Source organism: Streptococcus criceti HS-6, assembly GCF_000187975.2.
Lineage (GTDB): Bacteria > Bacillota > Bacilli > Lactobacillales > Streptococcaceae > Streptococcus > Streptococcus criceti.
Genome location: NZ_AEUV02000002.1, coordinates 2,320,927 through 2,340,492, shown reverse-complemented (window position 1 = coordinate 2,340,492; position 19,566 = coordinate 2,320,927). Strand labels below are relative to the sequence as shown.

At 40.7% G+C, this 19,566-nt stretch carries 19 protein-coding genes and 1 pseudogene; 11 read left to right on the top strand and 9 right to left on the bottom strand.

Annotated elements, in window-relative coordinates:
• Position 1 precedes the first annotated feature (1 nt).
• The 8 genes from STRCR_RS10860 to STRCR_RS10825 all read left to right on the top strand — a co-directional run bounded on the left by STRCR_RS10860 (position 2) and on the right by STRCR_RS10825 (position 7,543).
• Positions 2-1,336, top strand: coding sequence for a glycosyltransferase family 4 protein (locus STRCR_RS10860; protein ID WP_004226287.1), 1,335 nt, complete (start codon positions 2-4; stop codon positions 1,334-1,336).
• A gap of 362 nt (positions 1,337-1,698) precedes the next feature.
• Complete coding sequence (locus STRCR_RS10855) at positions 1,699-2,007, top strand: MazG-like protein (protein WP_040804694.1); 309 nt, start codon at positions 1,699-1,701, stop codon at positions 2,005-2,007.
• Positions 2,008-2,068: 61 nt separating this feature from the next.
• Positions 2,069-2,458 carry a hypothetical protein gene (locus STRCR_RS10850; RefSeq protein ID WP_004227090.1) on the top strand — a complete coding sequence of 130 codons (390 nt, stop codon included), beginning with the start codon at positions 2,069-2,071 and terminating at the stop codon, positions 2,456-2,458.
• Positions 2,459-2,511: 53 nt separating this feature from the next.
• Positions 2,512-4,464, top strand: coding sequence for a threonine--tRNA ligase (thrS, locus tag STRCR_RS10845; protein ID WP_004228348.1), 1,953 nt, complete (start codon positions 2,512-2,514; stop codon positions 4,462-4,464).
• 235 nt (positions 4,465-4,699) lie between these two features.
• On the top strand, positions 4,700-5,113 hold the full coding sequence (locus tag STRCR_RS10840) for a helix-turn-helix domain-containing protein (protein ID WP_004225649.1): 414 nt from the start codon (positions 4,700-4,702) through the stop codon (positions 5,111-5,113).
• The gene (locus tag STRCR_RS10835; protein ID WP_004226702.1) at positions 5,110-5,553 is read left to right on the top strand and encodes a hypothetical protein; all 444 of its coding nucleotides are present in this window, start codon (positions 5,110-5,112) and stop codon (positions 5,551-5,553) included. Before STRCR_RS10840 ends, STRCR_RS10835 begins: the two co-directional genes overlap by 4 nt.
• A gap of 553 nt (positions 5,554-6,106) precedes the next feature.
• Entirely contained in the window at positions 6,107-6,718 is a 612-nt protein-coding gene (locus tag STRCR_RS10830) for a PepSY domain-containing protein (protein WP_004226339.1), read from the top strand.
• Between the two features lie 72 nt (positions 6,719-6,790).
• Entirely contained in the window at positions 6,791-7,543 is a 753-nt protein-coding gene (locus tag STRCR_RS10825; RefSeq protein ID WP_004229700.1) for a class I SAM-dependent methyltransferase, read from the top strand.
• Positions 7,544-7,933: 390 nt separating this feature from the next.
• Here STRCR_RS10825 and gap read toward each other — a convergent pair whose 3' ends face one another.
• The 3 genes from gap to STRCR_RS10810 are packed head-to-tail and all read right to left on the bottom strand — an operon-like array spanning position 7,934 to position 10,367.
• Complete coding sequence (gap, locus tag STRCR_RS10820; RefSeq protein WP_003048857.1) at positions 7,934-8,947, bottom strand: type I glyceraldehyde-3-phosphate dehydrogenase; 1,014 nt, start codon at positions 8,945-8,947, stop codon at positions 7,934-7,936.
• A gap of 26 nt (positions 8,948-8,973) precedes the next feature.
• A complete protein-coding gene (locus tag STRCR_RS10815; RefSeq protein ID WP_004229469.1) occupies positions 8,974-9,450 on the bottom strand; it encodes an S-ribosylhomocysteine lyase in 477 nt (158 codons plus the stop codon).
• A gap of 5 nt (positions 9,451-9,455) precedes the next feature.
• The gene (locus STRCR_RS10810; RefSeq protein WP_004227991.1) at positions 9,456-10,367 is read right to left on the bottom strand and encodes a DMT family transporter; all 912 of its coding nucleotides are present in this window, start codon (positions 10,365-10,367) and stop codon (positions 9,456-9,458) included.
• A gap of 129 nt (positions 10,368-10,496) precedes the next feature.
• On the opposite strand from STRCR_RS10810, the pseudogene STRCR_RS10805 reads away from it, so the two are divergent.
• Both STRCR_RS10805 and STRCR_RS10800 read left to right on the top strand, forming a co-directional pair.
• Positions 10,497-10,969, top strand: a pseudogene (locus STRCR_RS10805) (RrF2 family transcriptional regulator).
• A 397-nt stretch (positions 10,970-11,366) separates the two neighbouring features.
• Positions 11,367-12,275: a cation diffusion facilitator family transporter gene (locus STRCR_RS10800; RefSeq protein WP_004226325.1), complete on the top strand. Its 909-nt coding sequence runs from the start codon at positions 11,367-11,369 to the stop codon at positions 12,273-12,275.
• Positions 12,276-12,515: 240 nt separating this feature from the next.
• On the opposite strand, the gene STRCR_RS12435 is transcribed toward STRCR_RS10800, so the two are convergent.
• From STRCR_RS12435 to STRCR_RS10785, 4 genes are all read right to left on the bottom strand, one after another.
• On the bottom strand, positions 12,516-12,638 hold the full coding sequence (locus STRCR_RS12435) for a hypothetical protein (protein WP_004229950.1): 123 nt from the start codon (positions 12,636-12,638) through the stop codon (positions 12,516-12,518).
• A gap of 473 nt (positions 12,639-13,111) precedes the next feature.
• Positions 13,112-13,750, bottom strand: a complete 639-nt coding sequence (locus STRCR_RS10795; RefSeq protein ID WP_004229122.1) for a histidine phosphatase family protein — start codon at positions 13,748-13,750, stop codon at positions 13,112-13,114.
• A gap of 111 nt (positions 13,751-13,861) precedes the next feature.
• Positions 13,862-14,335, bottom strand: a complete 474-nt coding sequence (locus STRCR_RS10790) for an aminoacyl-tRNA deacylase (RefSeq protein WP_004227688.1) — start codon at positions 14,333-14,335, stop codon at positions 13,862-13,864.
• A 155-nt stretch (positions 14,336-14,490) separates the two neighbouring features.
• Positions 14,491-15,351, bottom strand: a complete 861-nt coding sequence (locus STRCR_RS10785; RefSeq protein WP_040804692.1) for a glycoside hydrolase family 25 protein — start codon at positions 15,349-15,351, stop codon at positions 14,491-14,493.
• Between the two features lie 729 nt (positions 15,352-16,080).
• Here STRCR_RS10785 and STRCR_RS10780 point away from each other — a divergent pair.
• Positions 16,081-17,193 carry a vitamin B12 independent methionine synthase gene (locus tag STRCR_RS10780; RefSeq protein WP_004225959.1) on the top strand — a complete coding sequence of 371 codons (1,113 nt, stop codon included), beginning with the start codon at positions 16,081-16,083 and terminating at the stop codon, positions 17,191-17,193.
• Between the two features lie 496 nt (positions 17,194-17,689).
• Here the strand turns inward: STRCR_RS10780 and STRCR_RS10775 are convergent, their stop codons facing one another.
• Complete coding sequence (locus tag STRCR_RS10775) at positions 17,690-18,553, bottom strand: alpha/beta hydrolase (RefSeq protein WP_004229862.1); 864 nt, start codon at positions 18,551-18,553, stop codon at positions 17,690-17,692.
• A 137-nt stretch (positions 18,554-18,690) separates the two neighbouring features.
• On the bottom strand, positions 18,691-19,548 hold the full coding sequence (locus STRCR_RS10770) for an alpha/beta hydrolase (protein ID WP_004225989.1): 858 nt from the start codon (positions 19,546-19,548) through the stop codon (positions 18,691-18,693).
• Positions 19,549-19,566 lie beyond the last annotated feature (18 nt).

The following is a 19,566-nucleotide window of genomic DNA, read 5'->3' as shown; positions in this document are numbered from 1 at the left end:
GATGAGAATTGGATTATTTACAGATACTTACTATCCGCAAGTATCTGGCGTGGCAACTAGTATCAAGACTTTAAAGGATCAGCTAGAGAAAAAAGGTCACGAAGTTTATATTTTTACGGGAACGGATAAGGGAGTCAAACGCTTTGAAGATCCCACGATTATCCGCCTGCCTAGCGTCCCCTTCGTTTCTTTTACTGACCGTCGAGTGGTTTATCGCGGTGTTATTACGGCCTATAAGATTGCTAAAGAATACCAGCTAGATATTATCCATACTCAGACTGAGTTCAGTCTGGGTCTCTTGGGAAAATGGGTAGGAGCTGCCCTCCACATTCCTGTTGTCCATACCTATCATACTCAGTATGAAGATTATGTGGATTACATTGCTAAGGGCAAGTTGATTCGACCAAATATGGTCAAATATATCATGCGAGGCTACCTCAAAGACTTAGATGGGGTTATCTGCCCCAGTCGGATAGCTTTAAACCTCTTGGATGGCTATGGCGTTAAGATTCCTAAGCGCGTAATCCCGACAGGTATTCCCTTAGAGGATTTTGTCTGTGATCAGGTGACCGATGATGATGTGACTGCCCTGCGTATTAAAGTAGGCCTTGAGCCCGATCAAACCATGCTGCTCAGCCTGTCTCGGATTTCTTCGGAAAAGAATATCCAAGCGGTATTGGCTGCTTTACCTCAGGTTTTGCAGGAAAATAACCGTGTTAAATTAGTGGTTGTCGGTGATGGTCCTTATTTGGATGAGCTCAAGAAACAAGCAGAGCAATTGCATTTGGGTTCTGCCGTTATCTTTACTGGGATGGTGCCTCATGATCAGATTTCGGTCTATTATAAGGCAGCAGATTTCTTTGTCTCTGCTTCAACGAGTGAGACTCAGGGGCTGACTTATATTGAAAGTCTGGCTATGGGAACCCCCATCATCGCTCACGGCAACCCTTATCTGGATGACTTGATTACCAACCGCATGTTTGGTAGCCTCTTTTACAATGAGAAAGACCTAGCTGATACCATTTTGGATGCGATCGCCCTGACACCCGACCTCACCCAAGAGCAGCTGGAAAGAAAGCGGCATGAAGTTTCTGCTGAGACCTTTGGTCAGGCTGTTTATGAGTTTTATCTGGATATTTTGATTTCCTATTCGACCAAGAAGGCAGAGAAGTTCTCATTGACGGTTGAAGGCAGTCCGACAGACCGCTCTGTCCGCCTTGTTAAATCGGCAGTCCGTCTGCCCCAAAAAGCCGTCCGGACCACCGTTAAAACCTCTCGTAAAGTTGTTAAAGCCCCCGTCAGGATGGTGAAATCCATTAGGGATTTCTTGGGATAGACTTTTGATTCATATTTTAGTGTTAATAAAATGCATTACTTATCTTGAAAATAAATCAATTCCTGCTATAATATGTAACGAAGACAAGTTTCTTGTGTTTGGTCTTCTAGCGAGTGCTTGGTTGGTGAAAAAGCACAGACCTATCAAGGAATACTCCTTCCTCGATTTTATGCAAACATAAAAGGGTGGTTCCCTTATCACCACTGGAGGTCTGCAGCAATCCTTCATTTTGCTGTAGATAAACTGAGGTGGAACCACGTTGCGACGTCCTTTTTAGGGCGGCGCTTTTTTTGTAACTGCCAGACAGTCGAGCTTTTTATAACGATGTTTAAAAAGAGTCAGCAGATGTATTCAGACGTTGGATTAGTAGAAGTGTCGCCATTTGCAAGGCCTACCACCAGCTGGAAGAAAAGCACCACGGCCAGGCTTGGTCTATCGAAGAGGATTTGCTAGCGCTTGGAAATGATATTGGTAATTTAAATCGTTTAGTGATGACCAAACAAGGTCATTACTATGATGAAACTCCCTATCAACTCGAGCAAAAGCTAGCAGAGGCGATTTGGTGGCTCCTAGAGCTGTCTCAGCGTCTCGATATTGATATCCGAGCAGAGATGGAAACCTTCCTATCTGATAAGGAGAAACACTTAAATCTGCAAAATAAAATGGAGTGAAGTAGGTGAGCCTAATAAGAGCAGTAAGCTTTTTATAAATATCTCGGAAAGGGAGAAGAGTATGTTTTTAAAATATGAAGAAGTGATTGAGTTTTTAAAAGAAAAGGAAATTTATTCGGAAGATAGCAAAGTTATCTGGGCTACAAAAAGAATAGGCAGAAGTAGTACAAATGCTTATTTCTTACTTATTTTTTCAAGCGATAGACTTATAGTGATAGGTGTTTCTGCAATGGGAAAACCTGAAGAAGTTTTGGACGTTATTGAAGTAGCAGATATGGAGCGATGTGAGTTTAAGAAAAAACTACTAATGGGCTATCAATTGACGATTGAGACCAAGGAAAGTAAATCTACTACTCTTCATGTTAACAAGGCGATGGTAGGTACCAAATGGCACAAGGAAAACTTTGAATCTATTCAAGGTAACAACTTTGATTATGTGACATTTACTTAAAGTAATTTAGTAAAGTCAAAAGACATTAACAAGAGAAAATAAAGGAGCAAATTATGATTAAAATTACTTTTCCAGACGGTGCTGTACGCGACTTTGAATCTGGTGTGACAACCTTTGAAATTGCGCAATCAATTTCAAATTCTCTGGCTAAAAAAGCTTTAGCTGGGAAACTCAACGATAAACTGATTGATACGACACGTGCGATTACCCAAGATGGTAGTCTAGAAATCGTGACGCCTGATCACGAAGATGCATTGCCAATTCTTCGTCATTCAGCTGCTCACCTCTTTGCCCAAGCGGCACGCCGCCTTTTTCCAGATATTCATTTGGGTGTTGGCCCTGCTATTGAAGATGGTTTCTACTATGATACCGATAACGAAGCTGGCCAAATCTCAAATGAAGACCTGCCGCGTATTGAAGAAGAAATGAAGAAGATCGTCAAAGAAAACTTCCCATCTATTCGTGAGGAAGTGACAAAAGATGAGGCGCGTGAAATCTTTAAAAACGATCCTTACAAGCTCGAACTCATTGAGGAGCACTCAGAAGATGAAGGTGGCCTTACCATCTATCGTCAGGGTGAGTATGTTGATCTTTGTCGCGGTCCACACGTACCATCAACTGGTCGCATTCAAGTCTTCCACCTGCTCAATGTAGCGGGTGCTTACTGGCGCGGGAACAGCGACAATGCTATGATGCAGCGGATTTATGGTACGGCTTGGTTCGATAAAAAAGACCTCAAAGCTTATCTCAAGCGCTTAGAAGAAGCTAAAGAGCGTGACCATCGTAAACTTGGTAAAGAGCTCGATCTCTTTATGATTTCCCAAGAAGTCGGACAAGGTTTGCCATTCTGGTTGCCAAATGGGGCAACTATCCGCCGTATCTTGGAACGCTACATTACCGATAAGGAATTAGCTGCAGGCTATCAACACGTTTACACACCACCAATTGCCTCTGTAGATCTTTACAAGACATCTGGTCACTGGGATCACTACCGTGAGGACATGTTCCCAACCATGGATATGGGAGATGGTGAAGAATTTGTTTTACGGCCAATGAACTGCCCCCACCACATCCAAGTTTACAAAAATCATGTGCGTTCCTACCGTGAATTGCCGATTCGTATTGCGGAGCTGGGTATGATGCACCGTTACGAAAAATCTGGTGCCCTCACAGGTCTGCAACGGGTGCGCGAAATGACCCTCAATGATGGTCATACCTTTGTGGCTCCGGAACAAATCCAAGACGAATTCAAGAAGACCCTTCAGCTCATCATTGATGTTTATGAAGATTTCAATCTGACAGATTATCGTTTCCGTCTATCCTACCGTGACCCTAAGGATACCCACAAATATTATGATAACGATGAGATGTGGGAAAATGCCCAAAGCATGCTCAAAGGTGCCATGGATGATATGGGCTTGGACTACTTTGAAGCAGAAGGAGAAGCTGCCTTCTACGGTCCTAAGCTCGATATCCAAGTGAAAACAGCCCTTGGCAATGAAGAAACCCTCTCAACCATTCAATTGGACTTCCTCCTGCCAGAGCGCTTTGACCTTAAATACACGGGTGCTGATGGTGGAGAGCACCGCCCAGTCATGATCCACCGCGGGGTCATTTCAACCATGGAACGCTTTACAGCCATCCTGATTGAAACTTACAAGGGTGCCTTTCCAACCTGGCTGGCACCGCAACAAGTTACTGTTATCCCGATTTCCAATGAAGCCCATGCTGATTATGCTTGGGAAGTGGCAAAGACTTTGCGTGACCGCGGTATCCGTGCTGAAGTTGACGAGCGCAATGAAAAGATGCAATACAAAATTCGCCAAAGCCAAACCCAAAAAGTTCCTTATCAATTAATTGTTGGTGACAAGGAGATGGCAGACAAGTCTGTTAACGTCCGCCGCTATGGCAGCAAGCAGACCCATACCGAAGCTCTGGATGAATTTGTTGAAAATATCTTAGCGGATATTGCTAGAAAATCGCGTCCAGAAGAATCAGTTGAATAAAGTAGCAGATAGTGTAATGAAAAAGCAAGGAAACGATAATTTTCCCTGCTTTTTCTAAAAGATGTTGAAAGAGAATAACATCCAGAAGAATCTGCTGAATAAGTAAAAAAGGAGTCCAGAGGGCTTCTTTTTTGCTATGATTTTTAACAAAAATTTTTAATTTTGCCAGCTAAGCTTGCTTGAAAGTCGGATAGTAACCCTCTATAATGGGGTTAAAAAAGTAGGTAGGAAAAGTATGATTAGTGAAACGATTGTTCTACTGAGAAAAAAGTTAGGCTATTCTCAGGAAATATTAGCTGAAAAGGTGGGAGTATCCCGCCAAACCCTTAGTAAATGGGAATTGGGCGAGAGTTTACCAGATATTGTCGCTTCAAGCCGTTTGGCAGAAATTTTTGACATTAGCTTAGATGAGCTGGTTAATGGTGATGATTCTCTTTTCGCTGGTAAACCTAGGGAGGGAAAGTATATCTTTGGAACGGTAACGGTTGGTGAAAAGGGACAAATTGTCATTCCTGTACGGGCTAGAAAAGTGTTTAACATTAAAAAAGGCGATAGTCTTATGGTCTTAGGTGATATCAATCAAGGCTTGGCCTTGTTAAACAGCGATTTCTTTGTTCAGGCTTTTGAAGAAATGGGGTTAATGAAATGAGAAAACTAACTGGCTTTGGCCTTAGCTTTGCCGTGTTCATATTATTCTTGAATCTGATAGGCTGTTATGATTTTGTCATGGTGGTAACGCATAATCAGGCTTATTTTACGGCACACTATACCCCAGCTATTGAGGCATACTTTAGCAACTATCCTATTGTCTTTGCGATCGTATGGTTCAGCCATTTGTTAGCTGGCACCTTGAGCTCAATTTTCTATCTTTTCAGAAGAAAATCAACACTTACTTTGGCTGGTCTTGCTTTCTGGGGAGATGCCCTTCTGATGCTATTGACCAGTCTTTTTAGAAATCGTATTCAGGTTTTTGGTTGGCAATTTATCTTTGATTTGGTTATTCTGGGATTGCTTGGCATCTATTATAGGTATGTGCGTAAAGTGATGAGTGATAAATCAAAAATAGATGCTGGATCAAGAGAGTCCTAAATAGGCTTTTTAACTTTAGATGTAAAAAAGGAATCTCTATTGGATACGAAGATCAGAACTTAGTGAACTTATTCTAGAAAAATTATTTAAGAACATAGATAAAATCCTTAGTCATAATGCTGCATTGCATAGAGTTACAAGCAGTTCTAAGAAAAAGTAAGTTTAGAATTTCTATAATTATTTTTACAGATAGTTGCTTGCTCATAAATAAAAACCGACTGAAGCAGAAAACTAGTTATTAGAAGAAGCCTTGAGAGGCTTTTTTTGATCAAAGATAGGTCAGAAGTGTGGTAAAAGTTATTGGAAGGGTCTTTAACTGCCAAATATGATAAGATAGAGTTACGGTCTTCTTGCAGTTAGTTTATGAAGTCCTGTAATTACATCAAAGAAAATCAAATACGATTAGGCAACATTAATGGGCATCAAGCCCCTCACTCACTAAGGGCAGTTACTATGGGAAGGTATACCCTTACTAGTTGGTATACGACATCAACGGCCTATCCTTTTGATCTTCAAAGAGTATAAAACTATAAAAATAAAAAGAGGTCTGTTTATGAAACGTAAACCGTTAGTTATCGTCCTTTCCCTATTAGCCTGTCTGCTTCTGGTAGGTGGTGCAGTTATTGCTTACCTTCAATCAGGGTATAAGATTTCAGTTGCGCAAGCCAAACGTATTGCCCTTAAAAATGCTAATGTGTCAGCAAATCAGGCTACGTTTACGCGCACACAAAAAGAGCGTGACGATTGGCGGGCGACCTATGAAATTGAATTTCACACCGACAATGCGGCCTATGACTATACTGTTGATGCTTCGTCCGGTCATATTTTAGAAAGAGATACAGAAATGCGGGAAAACCCTGTAACCGCCTCGTCGGGTGCTGCTAAATCAAATTCTAGTACTGCTGATTCATCATCGGCTTCTTCCGATACCGATCCATCGTCTCAACTAATTTCTGCCGATGAAGCAAAAACAACTGCTCTCAAAGATGCGGGGCTAGAAGAATCAGCTGTTTCAGGACTGGTTATCCATAAGGAAGTGGAAGATGGTATGACAGTCTATGAAGTAGATTTTAGTGATCCAACTGCTGGTCTTGACTATGATTACACGATTAATGCTGAAAACGGTGCTATTATTGAAGGCAGTTCTGAACCAATTAATGACTAAAAAAGTGGGAGCAAGGCGTACTCGTTTCTATAAACATCGGCTTAAGTCCCACTTTTTTGCTATAATAGTGTCATGAGAATCATCGTCACAACTAGTCTGGGTCAGAATCCTCTTCTGGTTCAAGAGGCTCATGCTTTGGCCCAGCACTATGCGCTGACCTATCTGGAAAGGCAAAAACAATCGCTAAAAAAACTCACTCAGGGAGAAACTCCTGCTTTAGTGGTTTATCAAGACAAGCTTGTTTTGACGCATCCAGATGGCAGTCAGCTCTATTTTCATCCTGATACGGCTGTGCTGAGAATCAAAGCCGATCGCGATCCTCTTGTAGACTTGCTTCCATCTGACTCTGAAACTGTCTTAGATACGACAATGGGCTTAGCCAGCGATAGTATTGTGATGGCTGCGGCAGGTCATCAGATTACAGCGCTAGAAGTTAATCCTCTAATCCACCTAATCGTCAGTCGTGGTTTAAAGACGTTTAAGACTGGCAATGGACAGATAGATAAGGCCATGCGTTCAATAAAAGCGCTCAATCAAGAAGCCCTTGCTTACATGAGACAGCTGCCCAATAAGAGTGTAGACACTGTCTATACAGACCCCATGTTTTCACACAGGATTACAGAGTCCAGCAACCTTAGAGGCCTCGCTCCCCTAGCAGATTTTAGAGGCTTATCAGAGTCTTTCATGCAGGAAGCGCAGCGAGTAGCCCGTCACGCTATCATCGCTAAGGCCCATTTTCGTGACGATAGCCTCGAGCGCTTTGGCTTCGAACGTCAGATTAGACCCAACCAAAAATTCCATTATGGAATTAAATTTCTTCTATAACTGTAAAAAAATAAAGAGTCAGCACAATAATTTTTGATTGCTCTGACTCTTATTTTTTTACAGCTAGCGGAGATTTATAAGGGGTGGGAATAGAGTCTGAGACAAAAGTCCAGACTCGTTAGCATTATTCCAAATTTACCAGATTGACGCAGTGGTTGATTGGCGATCTTTATCCCACTCTCTATTCGTTTAAGTTTTCCGCTTTGGCCTTGTGGCAAAAGGAAAGTCAGCGGTGGTTTATGGTGCTAAAGCACTTAATGAACTGCACAAGGATAAGACTAAGTTGGCGTAATCAATAAAGTCTTGCTCCCAACCACTACGCCAAGAGCTTATTACAAAACAGGAATGCTGGACAGCTGGACAATTTTTGCCCAGTCTCCAAACCTAACCTTATTTTGCAAGCTTTGCGAAATATTCCAAGGTTCGTATAAGTTGAGCGGTAAAGCTCATTTCATTATCGTACCATGCTACCGTTTTAACTAGGTAAGTATTGCCATCAGTAGTAACTTCAGTCTGTGTAGCATCAAAAATGGAACCATGAGTATCTCCAATAATATCTGTAGATACAATTTGTTCATTATTATAAGAAAAACTTTCAGTTTCTGCAGCCTTCATAGCAGCATTAACTTCGTCAACTGTGACTGGACATTTGACAACACTGACAAGTTCAGTCAGAGATCCTGTCGGTGTTGCTACTCGTTGAGCATGCCCTTTTAATCGTCCATCCAGTTCAGGGATAACCAGTCCGATAGCTTTTGCAGCTCCTGAAGAGGTAGGGACGGTGTTAATTGCGGCAGCACGTGCACGGCGCAAATCACCTTTACGATGAGGACCATCTAAGGTCATTTGATCCCCTGTATAACTATGTATTGTTGTCATGGTACCAACAATAATACCGAATACTTTATTCAAGGTATCTGCCATTGGTGCCAAACAGTTTGTTGTACAGGATCCGGGGGAGATGACGGTTTCCTCACCAGTCAACGTTTCGTGATTAACGTTGTAAACAATTGTCTTAACATCATTACCACCTGGAGCAGTAATGATGACTTTTTTAGCTCCTCCATTAGCGTGGAGATGCTTCTCGGCCTTTTCACGTGTAGTAAAGAAACCAGTCGCCTCGAGAACAATATCAACACCAGATGAGGCCCAGTCAATCTTTTCGGGATCGGGCTCTTGTGTAACTTTTATAAACTCTTTGTTAACGAGTAAACCGTCTTTTTCTACGTCAACGGATCCCTCAAACCGCCCTTGTGTACTATCATACTTCAATAGGTGTGCCAGCATTGCTGGATCAGTTAAATCATTGACGTGAACAACTTTAACATTTTCGATGTTTTGAGCCCGTCGTAGTGCTAAACGTCCAATACGCCCAAAACCATTAATACCAACTTTTACAACCATTTTATTTAACCTCCAGATTATTTTTATTAAACAATTTTCCGAATAAAAGGTTCTGACGAAATTCCTTGCGATAATATTTGCTTTGCCCATTCCTTCGCTGAAAATAATGAATGATCTTTATAGTTTCCGCATTCCTTATCAGAAATACCAGGGACATTTTCCCAACTAAAATCATCACGAACTAACTCTTTTAACGAGTCTTTTATGACTCTGGCAATTTCATCTGAAGAATGCTCATGCCATATAATCAAATGAAATCCTGTTCGACAACCAAAAGGAGAAAAGTCAATAACGCCATCAATCCTATCGCGAATAAGACTTGCTAGCGAGTGCTCGATAGTATGGATTCCTCCAGTAGGAATGGCTCCTTTATTAGGCTGGACAAAACGTATATCAAAATTAGTAATGGCATCACCATTATCTCCATACTGGGTATCAATCTTTCTAACGTAAGGGGCTAGAACCTTAGTGTGATCTAAAGTAAAACTTTCTACTTTTGACATGATGGTCACCTCCAATCATTTTTATTTATTAGAACAAGAGAGATTATTACGAAAAGTCCTCCAATGATTAAATCAAAAGTAAATTTATCATGTAAGCCTACTATTGAGAAGAATGTCGAAAAAACAGGAACTAAGAATAGAAAACTGCTGGCAATAGTTGCTTTTCCTCTTTTTAAGCTGAAAAACCAAAGGCCAAATGAACCAACAGAAGCAGGAAGTATAAGCCAAATAAAACATAGCCATCCCACAAAGCTTAATTGCGTTAAATGATAAGTCTCATGTCTCAAAAATGAAATAATAAGCATCCCTAAGCCACCGATTAGAAGTTGCCACCCCGTAAATATCCACGGTCCTTGATCAAATGGTACAAGTTTAGTAATAACGGTATTAACAGCCCAGCAAAATGAGCCAAGCAAAGCAATCCATGCTCCTATACCTGTGGCGGATTTATCAATTCCTAAACAAATTATTACCCCCATGAAACCCAAAATGAGAGAAAATATTTTCCAACGAGTAAGCTTTTCATGCAATAGAAAATGTGCAAGAATAGATAACCATAAAGGATTTGTAAACAAGATAATAGAAGACACGGAAGATGATAGTTCCTTTGCCATGGCAAGATTTAAAAATCCCATAGTCCCAGTTGTTTGTAACAAGCCAATAGCGGTAACAAGAATGATACCTTTCATGGTATTTCCTTTACTTGTTGGAATAGTAGAGCGCCAATCCTGTAACAAGAATATCCATGCAAGCATGAGTACGCCAGCTATTATGAAACGCCAGCCACCTATAAAGAATGGTGGCGCTAAATCACTTGAAATGAGGTACTTACCGGTAGGAAAAGATGATCCCATGAATATAGTTGTTAAAACAATACCAGTAATAAACAACTGCTTAGGTTCAGATTTATTGGTCATATAATAACCTTCCTTTCAGAGACCTTTACATTATGCGTAAAATGGGATATAATTTAAACAGTAAAACCATATTGGGGATATCTTTTATCTCTAATATGGATTATAAAACTTTGATTGGAGAATGTCAACATGAAATTATCATCCGGATGGGAACAATCAGTTTATGTTTTATTAATTCTGGCCCAGCACCACAAAATAAAAGCATGAATTCCATAGCTTTGAGCGAGCGTCTTGGTGTATCGCATTCCTACTTAAAGAAGATCATAAAATGTCTTGTTAATGAAGGATTGATTATTTCTGTACCAGGAAAATATGGCGGTTTTTCATTAGCTAAGTCATTGGAAGAGATAACATTTTATGATGTTTTTGTAGCTGTGGAAGGTAGGGGAAAAATTTTTGCGAGCCAACAACTGCTGAAACAGTTCCTAGGAGAAGAAGAAGGACAGAACGCACAAAAGTGTGCTGTTACAGATTCTTTAGAAATTATTGAAAATACTTTAGTGTCCACCTTAACCTCTATAACTCTTGGTCAAGTGTATAGTCAAATACAATCACATTATGACTTAAAAGAGCTCCATCAGTGGGTAGAGGATAATGCCTAGAAATATAAAGTTTCAGTTTTGTGATTTTACTATAGCTGAAGCGATAACTATAAATTTTTTAGATTTCTATCTTAAACATTAACAAGGCTTGTTTGGTAACAAAAAGTGGTATACTAAACTCATGAAAACCGTATACAAAAAGCCTTAAAGCTTAATTCATAAAATTTAAAATGGTTAATGGTGTCCCGAAAACAACGTTCCATCTGATGCTTGAGTACATAATACTGTCTACCAAGATCAGCACCAGAAAGGTGGGTGGGCCAATACAGACTATGTATGGAAGACCAGATTATCATGACTTTGTGGTATTTACGCTATTGTCCCATTCAGTGACTGCTTGCCTTTGATTTAGCGGCTTTAGTCGTAAATACAGCTTAGTAACTAGAAAGGAGATAGTATGAAAGAGCACAGACACCACCATCAGGACCATCACCATAATGTGGCTAAACAGTCCACTAGTCGAATCTTTATAGCTTTCATGTCCAATTTTGTTTTTGCAATTGTTGAAATGATTTTTGGCAGTATTTTCAATTCCAGTGCTATTTTGGCAGACTCTGTTCATGATTTTGGGGATGCCTTGGCTATTGGCTTATCCTATTATTTTGAGCGGTTGTCCAAACGAAGGAGTGACTATCGATACACACTAGGTTATTGGCGCTTTAGTCTTCTTGGAGCATTGATGACTGCCGTTATTCTTATTATTGGCTCTGCCTTGGTTTTATTTGAAAATATTCAAAAAATAATGCATCCTGAGCCGGTTAACTACAATGGGATGCTGGTTCTTGGTCTGATTGCTATTGTTGTCAATATTGTGGCCAGCCGTGTTTTAAATGGGGAAGAATCTGAGCATGAGTCCATTTTAAGCCTGCATTTTCTTGAAGATATCTTAGGCTGGTTGGCAGTCATTGTTGTTTCCCTAATTTTGAGGGTTGCCGATTGGTATATTCTTGATCCACTGCTATCTGTGGCTATCGCTCTCTTTATTTTAAGTCGAGCCCTGCCTAAGTTTATTAGAAATCTATCAGTTTTCTTGGAACATGCTCCTGCTGACTGTGATATTCAGCAGTTAGAAAAAGAAATTTTAGCTTTAGAGTGGGTTCAAGCCATCAATCAATTTAACCTTTGGTCTTTAGACGGCCGAAAAAATATTGCGATGATCCATTTGTTGGTTGCTCCTGATTGTAATGAGCAGCTATTAAAAGACCGAGTTCATCACCTTTTTCAGTCTTATTATATTGTGGAATCGGCTGTTGAATGCGATCATTCGACCTTTCAGCACCTGCATCACAGTCCTTATGTAAAATAGCTGAAAAAATACTGGCCCCTGTTCAGACTTGCGTTTTTCCAATAGTGGCCGCAGAAGTAGTTGAGTTTGTAAAAAGGCAGCAGATTATTTATAAAAAATAGTCTGTTGCTTTTTTAATTCTGGGACTAATTGTTGAGAAGTAAGGCCAGCCAAGAGATTTAGCTATTTTATTAAGTAGTATAGTATTTCAAAATAAATATGCAAGGAATGCTTTATGGTAGTAATAAGATGCGGGCCTATTCAGCAGAAATAAAAGAAAAAATCTTTACCTACTGCCCCCAAGACCTGAGCACCACCGCTAAAAAATTGGATGCCTGCCCAAAGCACTTTTAGAAAAGTATTGCCGATTAAGGTTAAAACCATTCCGCTATCCTCATAGAAAGTATGGCAGCATAATTAGACTATAAGCAAGCATTAAGAGGTCATTATTCAAGTAGGATTCTCTCAGACCATCATTAAAAGGTTCCAGCCCCCGGCATAAGTCCAAAATCTTCAGCGATAACTATGGCAGGTATAGGTAATAAACATCCGACCCGTCTCATCATATTTATCGAGGTGGAGGGTGCGATAGTAGGACTGGTCGGAACGATAAAGGCTGTGAATAGCCAGTATTAAGAGAAGATATGTGCAGGAGGAAACCAGCTGAAAAATAACTGGGGCAAACAGCCATGGTGACCTCGCCCTCTCCTACACAGTATTGTAATCTCTGAAGATTACGCATAGAAACTAAGTCATAAAATCATTCATAGATACTTGTTTAGCAATCATTTTGGACAATTTACAGTTTTCAAATAGATAAGGCTGAGGCAAAGCCCCAACCTTATTTTATCTATATCCTAAGATAATTTTTGCTGACCATTCAAATAGGAGGTATTATTCCAGCAAATGAGGTCAAAATGCTTACCATCATCGCTGTCAAGAATAGTCACACTGCCATTGTCAAGTCCCCCATGTTCGCGTAACTGACCGGACTCAAGGCCTAATAGGTAATTGATGGCTGCGGTAAAACAGGCACCGTGACCGACGAGGAGGACATTTTGGTCATGCTGATAGTCAAGCTTTGCGATAAAGCTAGCAACCCGTCGGGTAGCTTGATAGACTGATTCTGCTTCAAAAAAGGTATTATCAAATTTAGCTAAATTATGGCGGAAGGCAGCCATCTGTTTAGGATAGATGGCTGCAATGGTTGAAATTTTCTGCCCCTCTAAACGCCCCAAATTCCATTCCCTCAGTGCTTGGCTGGGGATAATTTCAGTTGGCTTTCGATTTTGGTTATTAATAATCGTAGCCGTATCGCGAGCTCGCTTTAGATCGCTTGAATAAACCTTATCGAAATCAATAGTAGATAAGTAGCGGCCCAATTCCTCTAAATTTTGAATGGATTGCTTAAGTAAGGGAGAATCCCCACGGGATCCTTGAAAGCGTCCTTCCAGATTCCACTGAGTTTTACCATGTCTAACAAAATATAAACGCATATTTAAACTTCCTATCTTAATAGCTTTTTACAATGAAAACAAAGAGAAAAGCTAATGAGAATGGGGGCAGATACCCGAAGCGGCCAATTAACTTCCTCGATAACAGTATGGTTATTCTTTGATATCTACAAATTTGGCAGCGACAAAGTCGGCTAGGGTCTGACTGTCAATCCGAATAGAGCGTTTGAGCTCACCGGCAGAGACAATCATCTGCCCCAGCTCTAAAGCAACTTGATCTATATAAATGGGGAATTTATGTTTTTGCCGGATACCGACAGGATTATTGGCCCCGTGAATATAGCCGGTTGTTTTTTCCAAGTCCTTTTGGGGAATCATAGAGACCTTTTTGTTACCAGAGACTTTAGCAAGTTTCTTTTCCGAGAGATGCTCGGTAATAGGTACAATTCCAATGACTGGTCCGGTTTTATCACCAACTAAGGCCAGGGTTTTAAAGATGTCTGACCGCTTAATCCCTTCTGGCAATTGTCCATCTAGACCGTTAAAATCCAAGGAATCGTGTGCGATTTTGGCCTTGTCTAAGATTTGATCGACCAAGGTTTTTTTTAGCTTCTTTTTCTTAGCCATTTTTTCCTCTACAGCAGTATTCTCAAGGATTATTATAGCATATTAGGAGAAATTAGAATAGAGACTCTACCTGAAGCAAAATGACTAAGCAGAAAAAAGGATGCTCGAATAAAAAAGTCTGGGGCTCTCTTGAGTCCAAACTTTAGTGGCTATTTTTATTTTTGTTTAGGTGCTTGTCCAAAGAGCTTTTTAAAGATTTGAACAGAATCCTTGTTAGGATTAATCTGATTAAGATCTAAAGTATCATCAAAGCCGGGCAGAGAGCCGTGAGAGGTATATTGGTGAAGATCATAATCAACATCTGTCTGAGGCTGAGCCTCGTAATAACCTGAATCAGAGCCGTAGGTTGGCAGCCAAACGGCATCAAACTTCTTAACAGAAATTTCTTGCTCAGTCATGAAGTAGGTACCAATATAGATACCGACATGTTCAGCCCCCAAGCGCTTTAATTCAGCTCGAAAGGCTTCAACACCTTTGCTCATGTTTTTCATGGTATCTTCTTCCACATCAATCCAATAGTAAGTTGGCTTGTAGGGAGAGGCATGCTTGTAGAAAGTCCTAGCTTCTGCACGCATCTCTTTCTCAGAGGAACCGAGAGCGTAACTGTAAACAGCGACGGGAATATCTCGTTTTTGAAATTCTTTGATATGGGTTTTAAAAGATTTGTCAATACCAGAGGAGTGAGCAGCATTACTATCCTTAGAAATTTTTGATCCTCCGTAGACACGGACGATAGCTCCAGAAATATTTTTGGATAAGGTATCATAATTAATCTGCTTAGGCAGTTGCCAACCTGAGATATCGACAATCGGATTTAATTTTAAATCTTCTTGTGTCGAAGATGACGTAGATGTCTTGGAGCTGCTAGAACTAGCAGCAGTCTGTGGGATATTTTTTTTAGCCAGCTGCAAACTGCTGCTGCGAGCATTAGAAACTACTAGAGCGGCAAGGCTCAACAGCAGTCCAATTAATCCCAAAAAGACATAAACGACCATCGGTTTTATTCTTTTTCTCATTATGTTTTATTTTAACGTAAATATCTAAAAAAATCAAAGTGAACAGCCTAAACTAAGGGATTTTCCGAGAGGAAAAAAGGAAAATTTAACCTAAAATTTTGTCCTATTAGCCCTCCCTTTTTAAGTCTGCTTAGCGATGAGGTTTCCCCTTAAAATACGCGAAGCTTTAGTAGTTTTTGTAAAGGATAAGTCATCACAATCTCTTTTTTTTTTGACTCCAATACTTTTAAGTATAACAGATCCTTAACCTTCAAGCGATAGTCTCTGAAAACTTTCACAAAATTGTAAGAAACTGTATTCACAACTTTAAATTCTTAGCGTCAGCTGGAAAAAGCCTGGGGAAAAAAGTATTCCAGCCTTCTATTTTTGCAGTAATAACAGTTTGCCGCCGTGGTAAAAAGACGATTGACCCTATTTAAGTCAATCGTCGAGGGGATTTTCAAGACCCTAGGCTTGAAAATAAGCAATGGAACTCCGTTAGGAGGTCGCTTGCGTCCCTGCCACATAAGACTAATTCTCAAAAAATGTGAATACAAGTTCTAATAGTTAGTGGCAATAGCTTCAAGAGATTTTTCTAGTTAATGGATAAAACAAAATAGGATTATTATTCATATAGTTATGAATTATAGTTAAGCATAGAAAATATATATTTTACAGCTATAAGGACTGGTGCTAGAATAAAAGCATAGTGAAGAAAAGAACTTCTGATGAAGTATGGAGGATAAGCTTATGACTAAGATTCAATATCATTTTGACCATGTCGGGTCTTATTTGCGACCGGCTGAACTAAAGACAGCGCGTGAGCAGTATGCGGCTGGAAACATTAATCGAGAGGCCTTATTAGAAACTCAGGATAAACTCGTTGCAGATTTGGTCGGACATCAAGTAGAGAGCGGTCTCAAGGTCGTCTCTGATGGTGAATTTGGTCGCTCTTGGTGGCACTTGGATTTCCTCTGGAACCTGACCGGCTTTGAGTCTTACCAACAGGAAGATTCTTATAAATTCCACGGGGCAAAGACTCGGACCACCAATGTTCGCATCGTCGGAAAAATCGCTGAGAACAAGGCCCATCCCTTCTATCGTGATTTCAGTTACCTCAGCTCTATTACTCCTGAAGGTGTCATCCCTAAGATTACTATTCCTAGTCCTTCTTTGGTTATCAATCGGGACCATCGGTCGGACTTGGCCTTAGAGTATTATGACTCCTGGAAGGACTTCTTGGATGATTTGGCTCAAGCTTATCATGACACTATTCAGCACTTCTATGATTTGGGGGCTCGTTACGTTCAATTAGATGATACAACTTGGGGCTATCTGATTCAGCAGTTTGAGGACAAGAAGGATAATCCAGAAGAAACTGCCCGATTACAGGCCATTGCTCAAGATGATGTCTATACGATTAATAAAGCTTTAGCCGGCTTGCCGGATGATTTGACTCTGGCAACTCACATCTGCCGAGGAAATTTTAAATCGACCTATCTCTTTGAGGGTGGCTATGACTCGGTAGCCCGCTATCTGGGTCAGCTCAATTACGATATTTTCTTCCTAGAATATGATGATGCCAGAAGTGGCAGCTTTACTCCTCTTACTGATATTTGGAATGATCGCAAAGGCGTTGAAATTGTCCTTGGATTGATAACGTCTAAAGATCCTGCTTTGGAAGATGTAGACCAAGTCATTGACCGCATCAAAGAAGCTGCCCAACTGGTTCCGCTGGGAAATCTGGGGCTTTCAACCCAATGTGGTTTTGCCTCAACAGAAGAGGGCAATAGGCTGACAGAGGCCGACCAATGGAAGAAACTCCAATTGATTGAAAGTATTACTGAGAAGGTCTGGGGTTAATGGCTTATACTCAAAGAAAATCAAAATCAGGCTAGAGCCACAGATTACCTGAGAGTAGGACAGACAGCCATGATGGCTTTGCCCTCACCCTCCTATGTTAAGGCGGTAAGCTTTGGGCGGTCTATCCCAAAGGAAGAACCTCCATTGGAGCATTTCAATCCCACCTCCACACTGTTTAATCAGGCTTGAGCTTGTATCGCAGAAATGTGGCAGGGTGTAGTCAATGATGACCCATTTTGATTTCCAACGAGTATGATTGCATAAAAGAAGAGGCAGGGCAAAAATTGATACCCTCCCCTTACAGTGGACAGTGAAAAAACAAAATTCACTAGAAACGATAAGGGGAGTTTTCGTATGCCAAAAAGAAGTCGAAAAACAGTGGAAGAGAAACTAGAAATTAAGAAGTGGGAACAACCCAAAATTTTCAATTTTTGGATTGTTCCCACTCCCTTCTTTGTAGACTTGAGCATTAGCCACCTAACAAGCTTGGTTCGTTTTATGTGCCCCAGAGAAAATCAATTAAGACCTTGTCAACTTCTGGGTTGCTGTGGAGTTTAGAATGACTGGCCTTTGGACCTGTAAAGGTTCTTTCCTCATAAGATTTGGCAAAGGGTGAAACCAGATATTTGAGTGATTGAGTCGCTGCATTTGGGACCCGTCCGTCTGAATGATCACCGATATCTCCCATTAAATTGAGGATTTGTACCTGATTCTTGGGATAAGTCTCCCTTAACTTGGTCAATTCGCGATAGCTGGCATTTATTTTGTTCGGCTTACCTTGAGCATCAATCTTTAGCCCTTGGGGAAGCATGATAGCATCCGGGAGCTTACGATTATCAAAGCTGAGTCCAGCATAATGACCAGCGATTCCAACATACTTATGGACCTGAGGCAGGGCCTTATTTTGACCATTTTGCAACATGTAGTGGAGAACGGCGATATTCCCAAAAGAATGGCCAACCATATTGACTTGTTTAAACTTATAAACCTTCTGCAGTTTTTTAACGACATTGGTCGCATACTGCCCTCGCATCTCAAACATAGTGCTGAAATGCTTTTCAAAGTTGACCATGACAATAGGATTTTTTACATTCTTTTTGAGCCTTCCTTTGAGAGTTACCTTGCCTTTTTCGTCAACAAAAGCAATGGCAACATTATCGGTCACGCCAGCATTCTTGGCGGCATTGACCATGTGTTCCTCGGCATGATAGGAACTAAAGCCTCCGTGGAAAAAGAGGGTTGGAATGGGTTCATGGACTAGCTTCTTACTGGCTTCCTGTCTCTGCCAGGCTCGCCAGCCAAAAATCCCAAAACCGATGGTAAGTAGAGCCAGACTAGTTGCAATAATTTTTTTCTTCACAAAATTTCTCTCCCTTTTCTAAATAAGATTGTAAAGCTTACAAATCTATCTTACCGAAAAGGCTTTCATGAAGCAACTGGCAAACTTGAATTTTTAGGAATTAAAGAATATTTTATAGGTTATAAAGCGGGAGTTCCCTATTTTCCCCAGAGGAAGGCTATCAGCACTTTATCAACTTGAGGATTAGAGTGAAGTTTAGAGTGACGAGCCAGCTTACCAGTGAAGGTCTGCTCCTTATAGGATTTGGCAAAGGGTGAAACCAGATACTTGAGCGACAGGGAAGAGATATTTGGCACCGTTCCATCGGTCTGGCCGCCAATATCGCCGATCAGATTGATGATAGCTGTTTGCCCTTTGGGGTAGGTTTCTCTTAACTTGGCCATTTCTTGATAGCTGGCATTCATCTTATTAGGCTTGCCGTTTTTATCAAGTTTTAGACCACTGGGCTGTCTGATAGCGTCAGGTACCCCTTGGAAATTTAGACCAGCGAAATGACCGGCAATGGCTACATATTTTTGAACTTGGGGCATGGACTCATCTTGTCCATTTTGTAGCATATAATAGACGGCGGCGATATTGCCAGCAGAGTGACCAACTATATTGATTTTTTTGAAAGCGTAGACCTTTTGTAAAGCCTTGACAACATTGCTAGCATAACGTCCTCGCTCATTAAAGTTAGCATTGGTACTGTCATCAAAGTTAACCATGACCAGCGGATTTTTGTCGGATTTCTTTAGTTTTCCCTGTAGACGGACCTTCCCTTTCTTATCAACAAAAGCAATGATAGCTTTTTTGGAAGCACCAGCCCTCTTAACAGCTCTGACCATGTGTTTCTCGGCGTGATAAGAAGAACCGCCTCCGTGAAAAAAGAGTGTAGGAACAGCTTCTTGAACAAATTTTTTGCTGGCTTCTTGCCTGTGCCAAGCCTGCCAGCCCCAAAAGCTTAGGATCAAAATGCCCAGAAGCAGCAGGATTAAAGTTATTTTTTTCTTCATATATATGTTCTCCTTTTA

What these genes read in the sequence shown, in the direction of transcription:
- STRCR_RS10860 (WP_004226287.1), top strand. Translation starts at nt 2, where the DNA reads ATGAGAATTGGATTATTTACAGATACTTACTATCCGCAAGTATCTGGC.
- STRCR_RS10850 (WP_004227090.1), top strand. Translation starts at nt 2,069, where the DNA reads ATGTTTTTAAAATATGAAGAAGTGATTGAGTTTTTAAAAGAAAAGGAA.
- thrS (WP_004228348.1), top strand. Translation starts at nt 2,512, where the DNA reads ATGATTAAAATTACTTTTCCAGACGGTGCTGTACGCGACTTTGAATCT.
- STRCR_RS10840 (WP_004225649.1), top strand. Translation starts at nt 4,700, where the DNA reads ATGATTAGTGAAACGATTGTTCTACTGAGAAAAAAGTTAGGCTATTCT.
- STRCR_RS10835 (WP_004226702.1), top strand. Translation starts at nt 5,110, where the DNA reads ATGAGAAAACTAACTGGCTTTGGCCTTAGCTTTGCCGTGTTCATATTA.
- STRCR_RS10830 (WP_004226339.1), top strand. Translation starts at nt 6,107, where the DNA reads ATGAAACGTAAACCGTTAGTTATCGTCCTTTCCCTATTAGCCTGTCTG.
- STRCR_RS10825 (WP_004229700.1), top strand. Translation starts at nt 6,791, where the DNA reads ATGAGAATCATCGTCACAACTAGTCTGGGTCAGAATCCTCTTCTGGTT.
- gap (WP_003048857.1), bottom strand. Translation starts at nt 8,947, where the DNA reads ATGGTTGTAAAAGTTGGTATTAATGGTTTTGGGCGTATTGGACGTTTA.
- STRCR_RS10815 (WP_004229469.1), bottom strand. Translation starts at nt 9,450, where the DNA reads ATGTCAAAAGTAGAAAGTTTTACTTTAGATCACACTAAGGTTCTAGCC.
- STRCR_RS10810 (WP_004227991.1), bottom strand. Translation starts at nt 10,367, where the DNA reads ATGACCAATAAATCTGAACCTAAGCAGTTGTTTATTACTGGTATTGTT.
- STRCR_RS10800 (WP_004226325.1), top strand. Translation starts at nt 11,367, where the DNA reads ATGAAAGAGCACAGACACCACCATCAGGACCATCACCATAATGTGGCT.
- STRCR_RS12435 (WP_004229950.1), bottom strand. Translation starts at nt 12,638, where the DNA reads ATGGTTTTAACCTTAATCGGCAATACTTTTCTAAAAGTGCTTTGGGCA.
- STRCR_RS10795 (WP_004229122.1), bottom strand. Translation starts at nt 13,750, where the DNA reads ATGCGTTTATATTTTGTTAGACATGGTAAAACTCAGTGGAATCTGGAA.
- STRCR_RS10790 (WP_004227688.1), bottom strand. Translation starts at nt 14,335, where the DNA reads ATGGCTAAGAAAAAGAAGCTAAAAAAAACCTTGGTCGATCAAATCTTA.
- STRCR_RS10785 (WP_040804692.1), bottom strand. Translation starts at nt 15,351, where the DNA reads ATGAGAAAAAGAATAAAACCGATGGTCGTTTATGTCTTTTTGGGATTA.
- STRCR_RS10780 (WP_004225959.1), top strand. Translation starts at nt 16,081, where the DNA reads ATGACTAAGATTCAATATCATTTTGACCATGTCGGGTCTTATTTGCGA.
- STRCR_RS10770 (WP_004225989.1), bottom strand. Translation starts at nt 19,548, where the DNA reads ATGAAGAAAAAAATAACTTTAATCCTGCTGCTTCTGGGCATTTTGATC.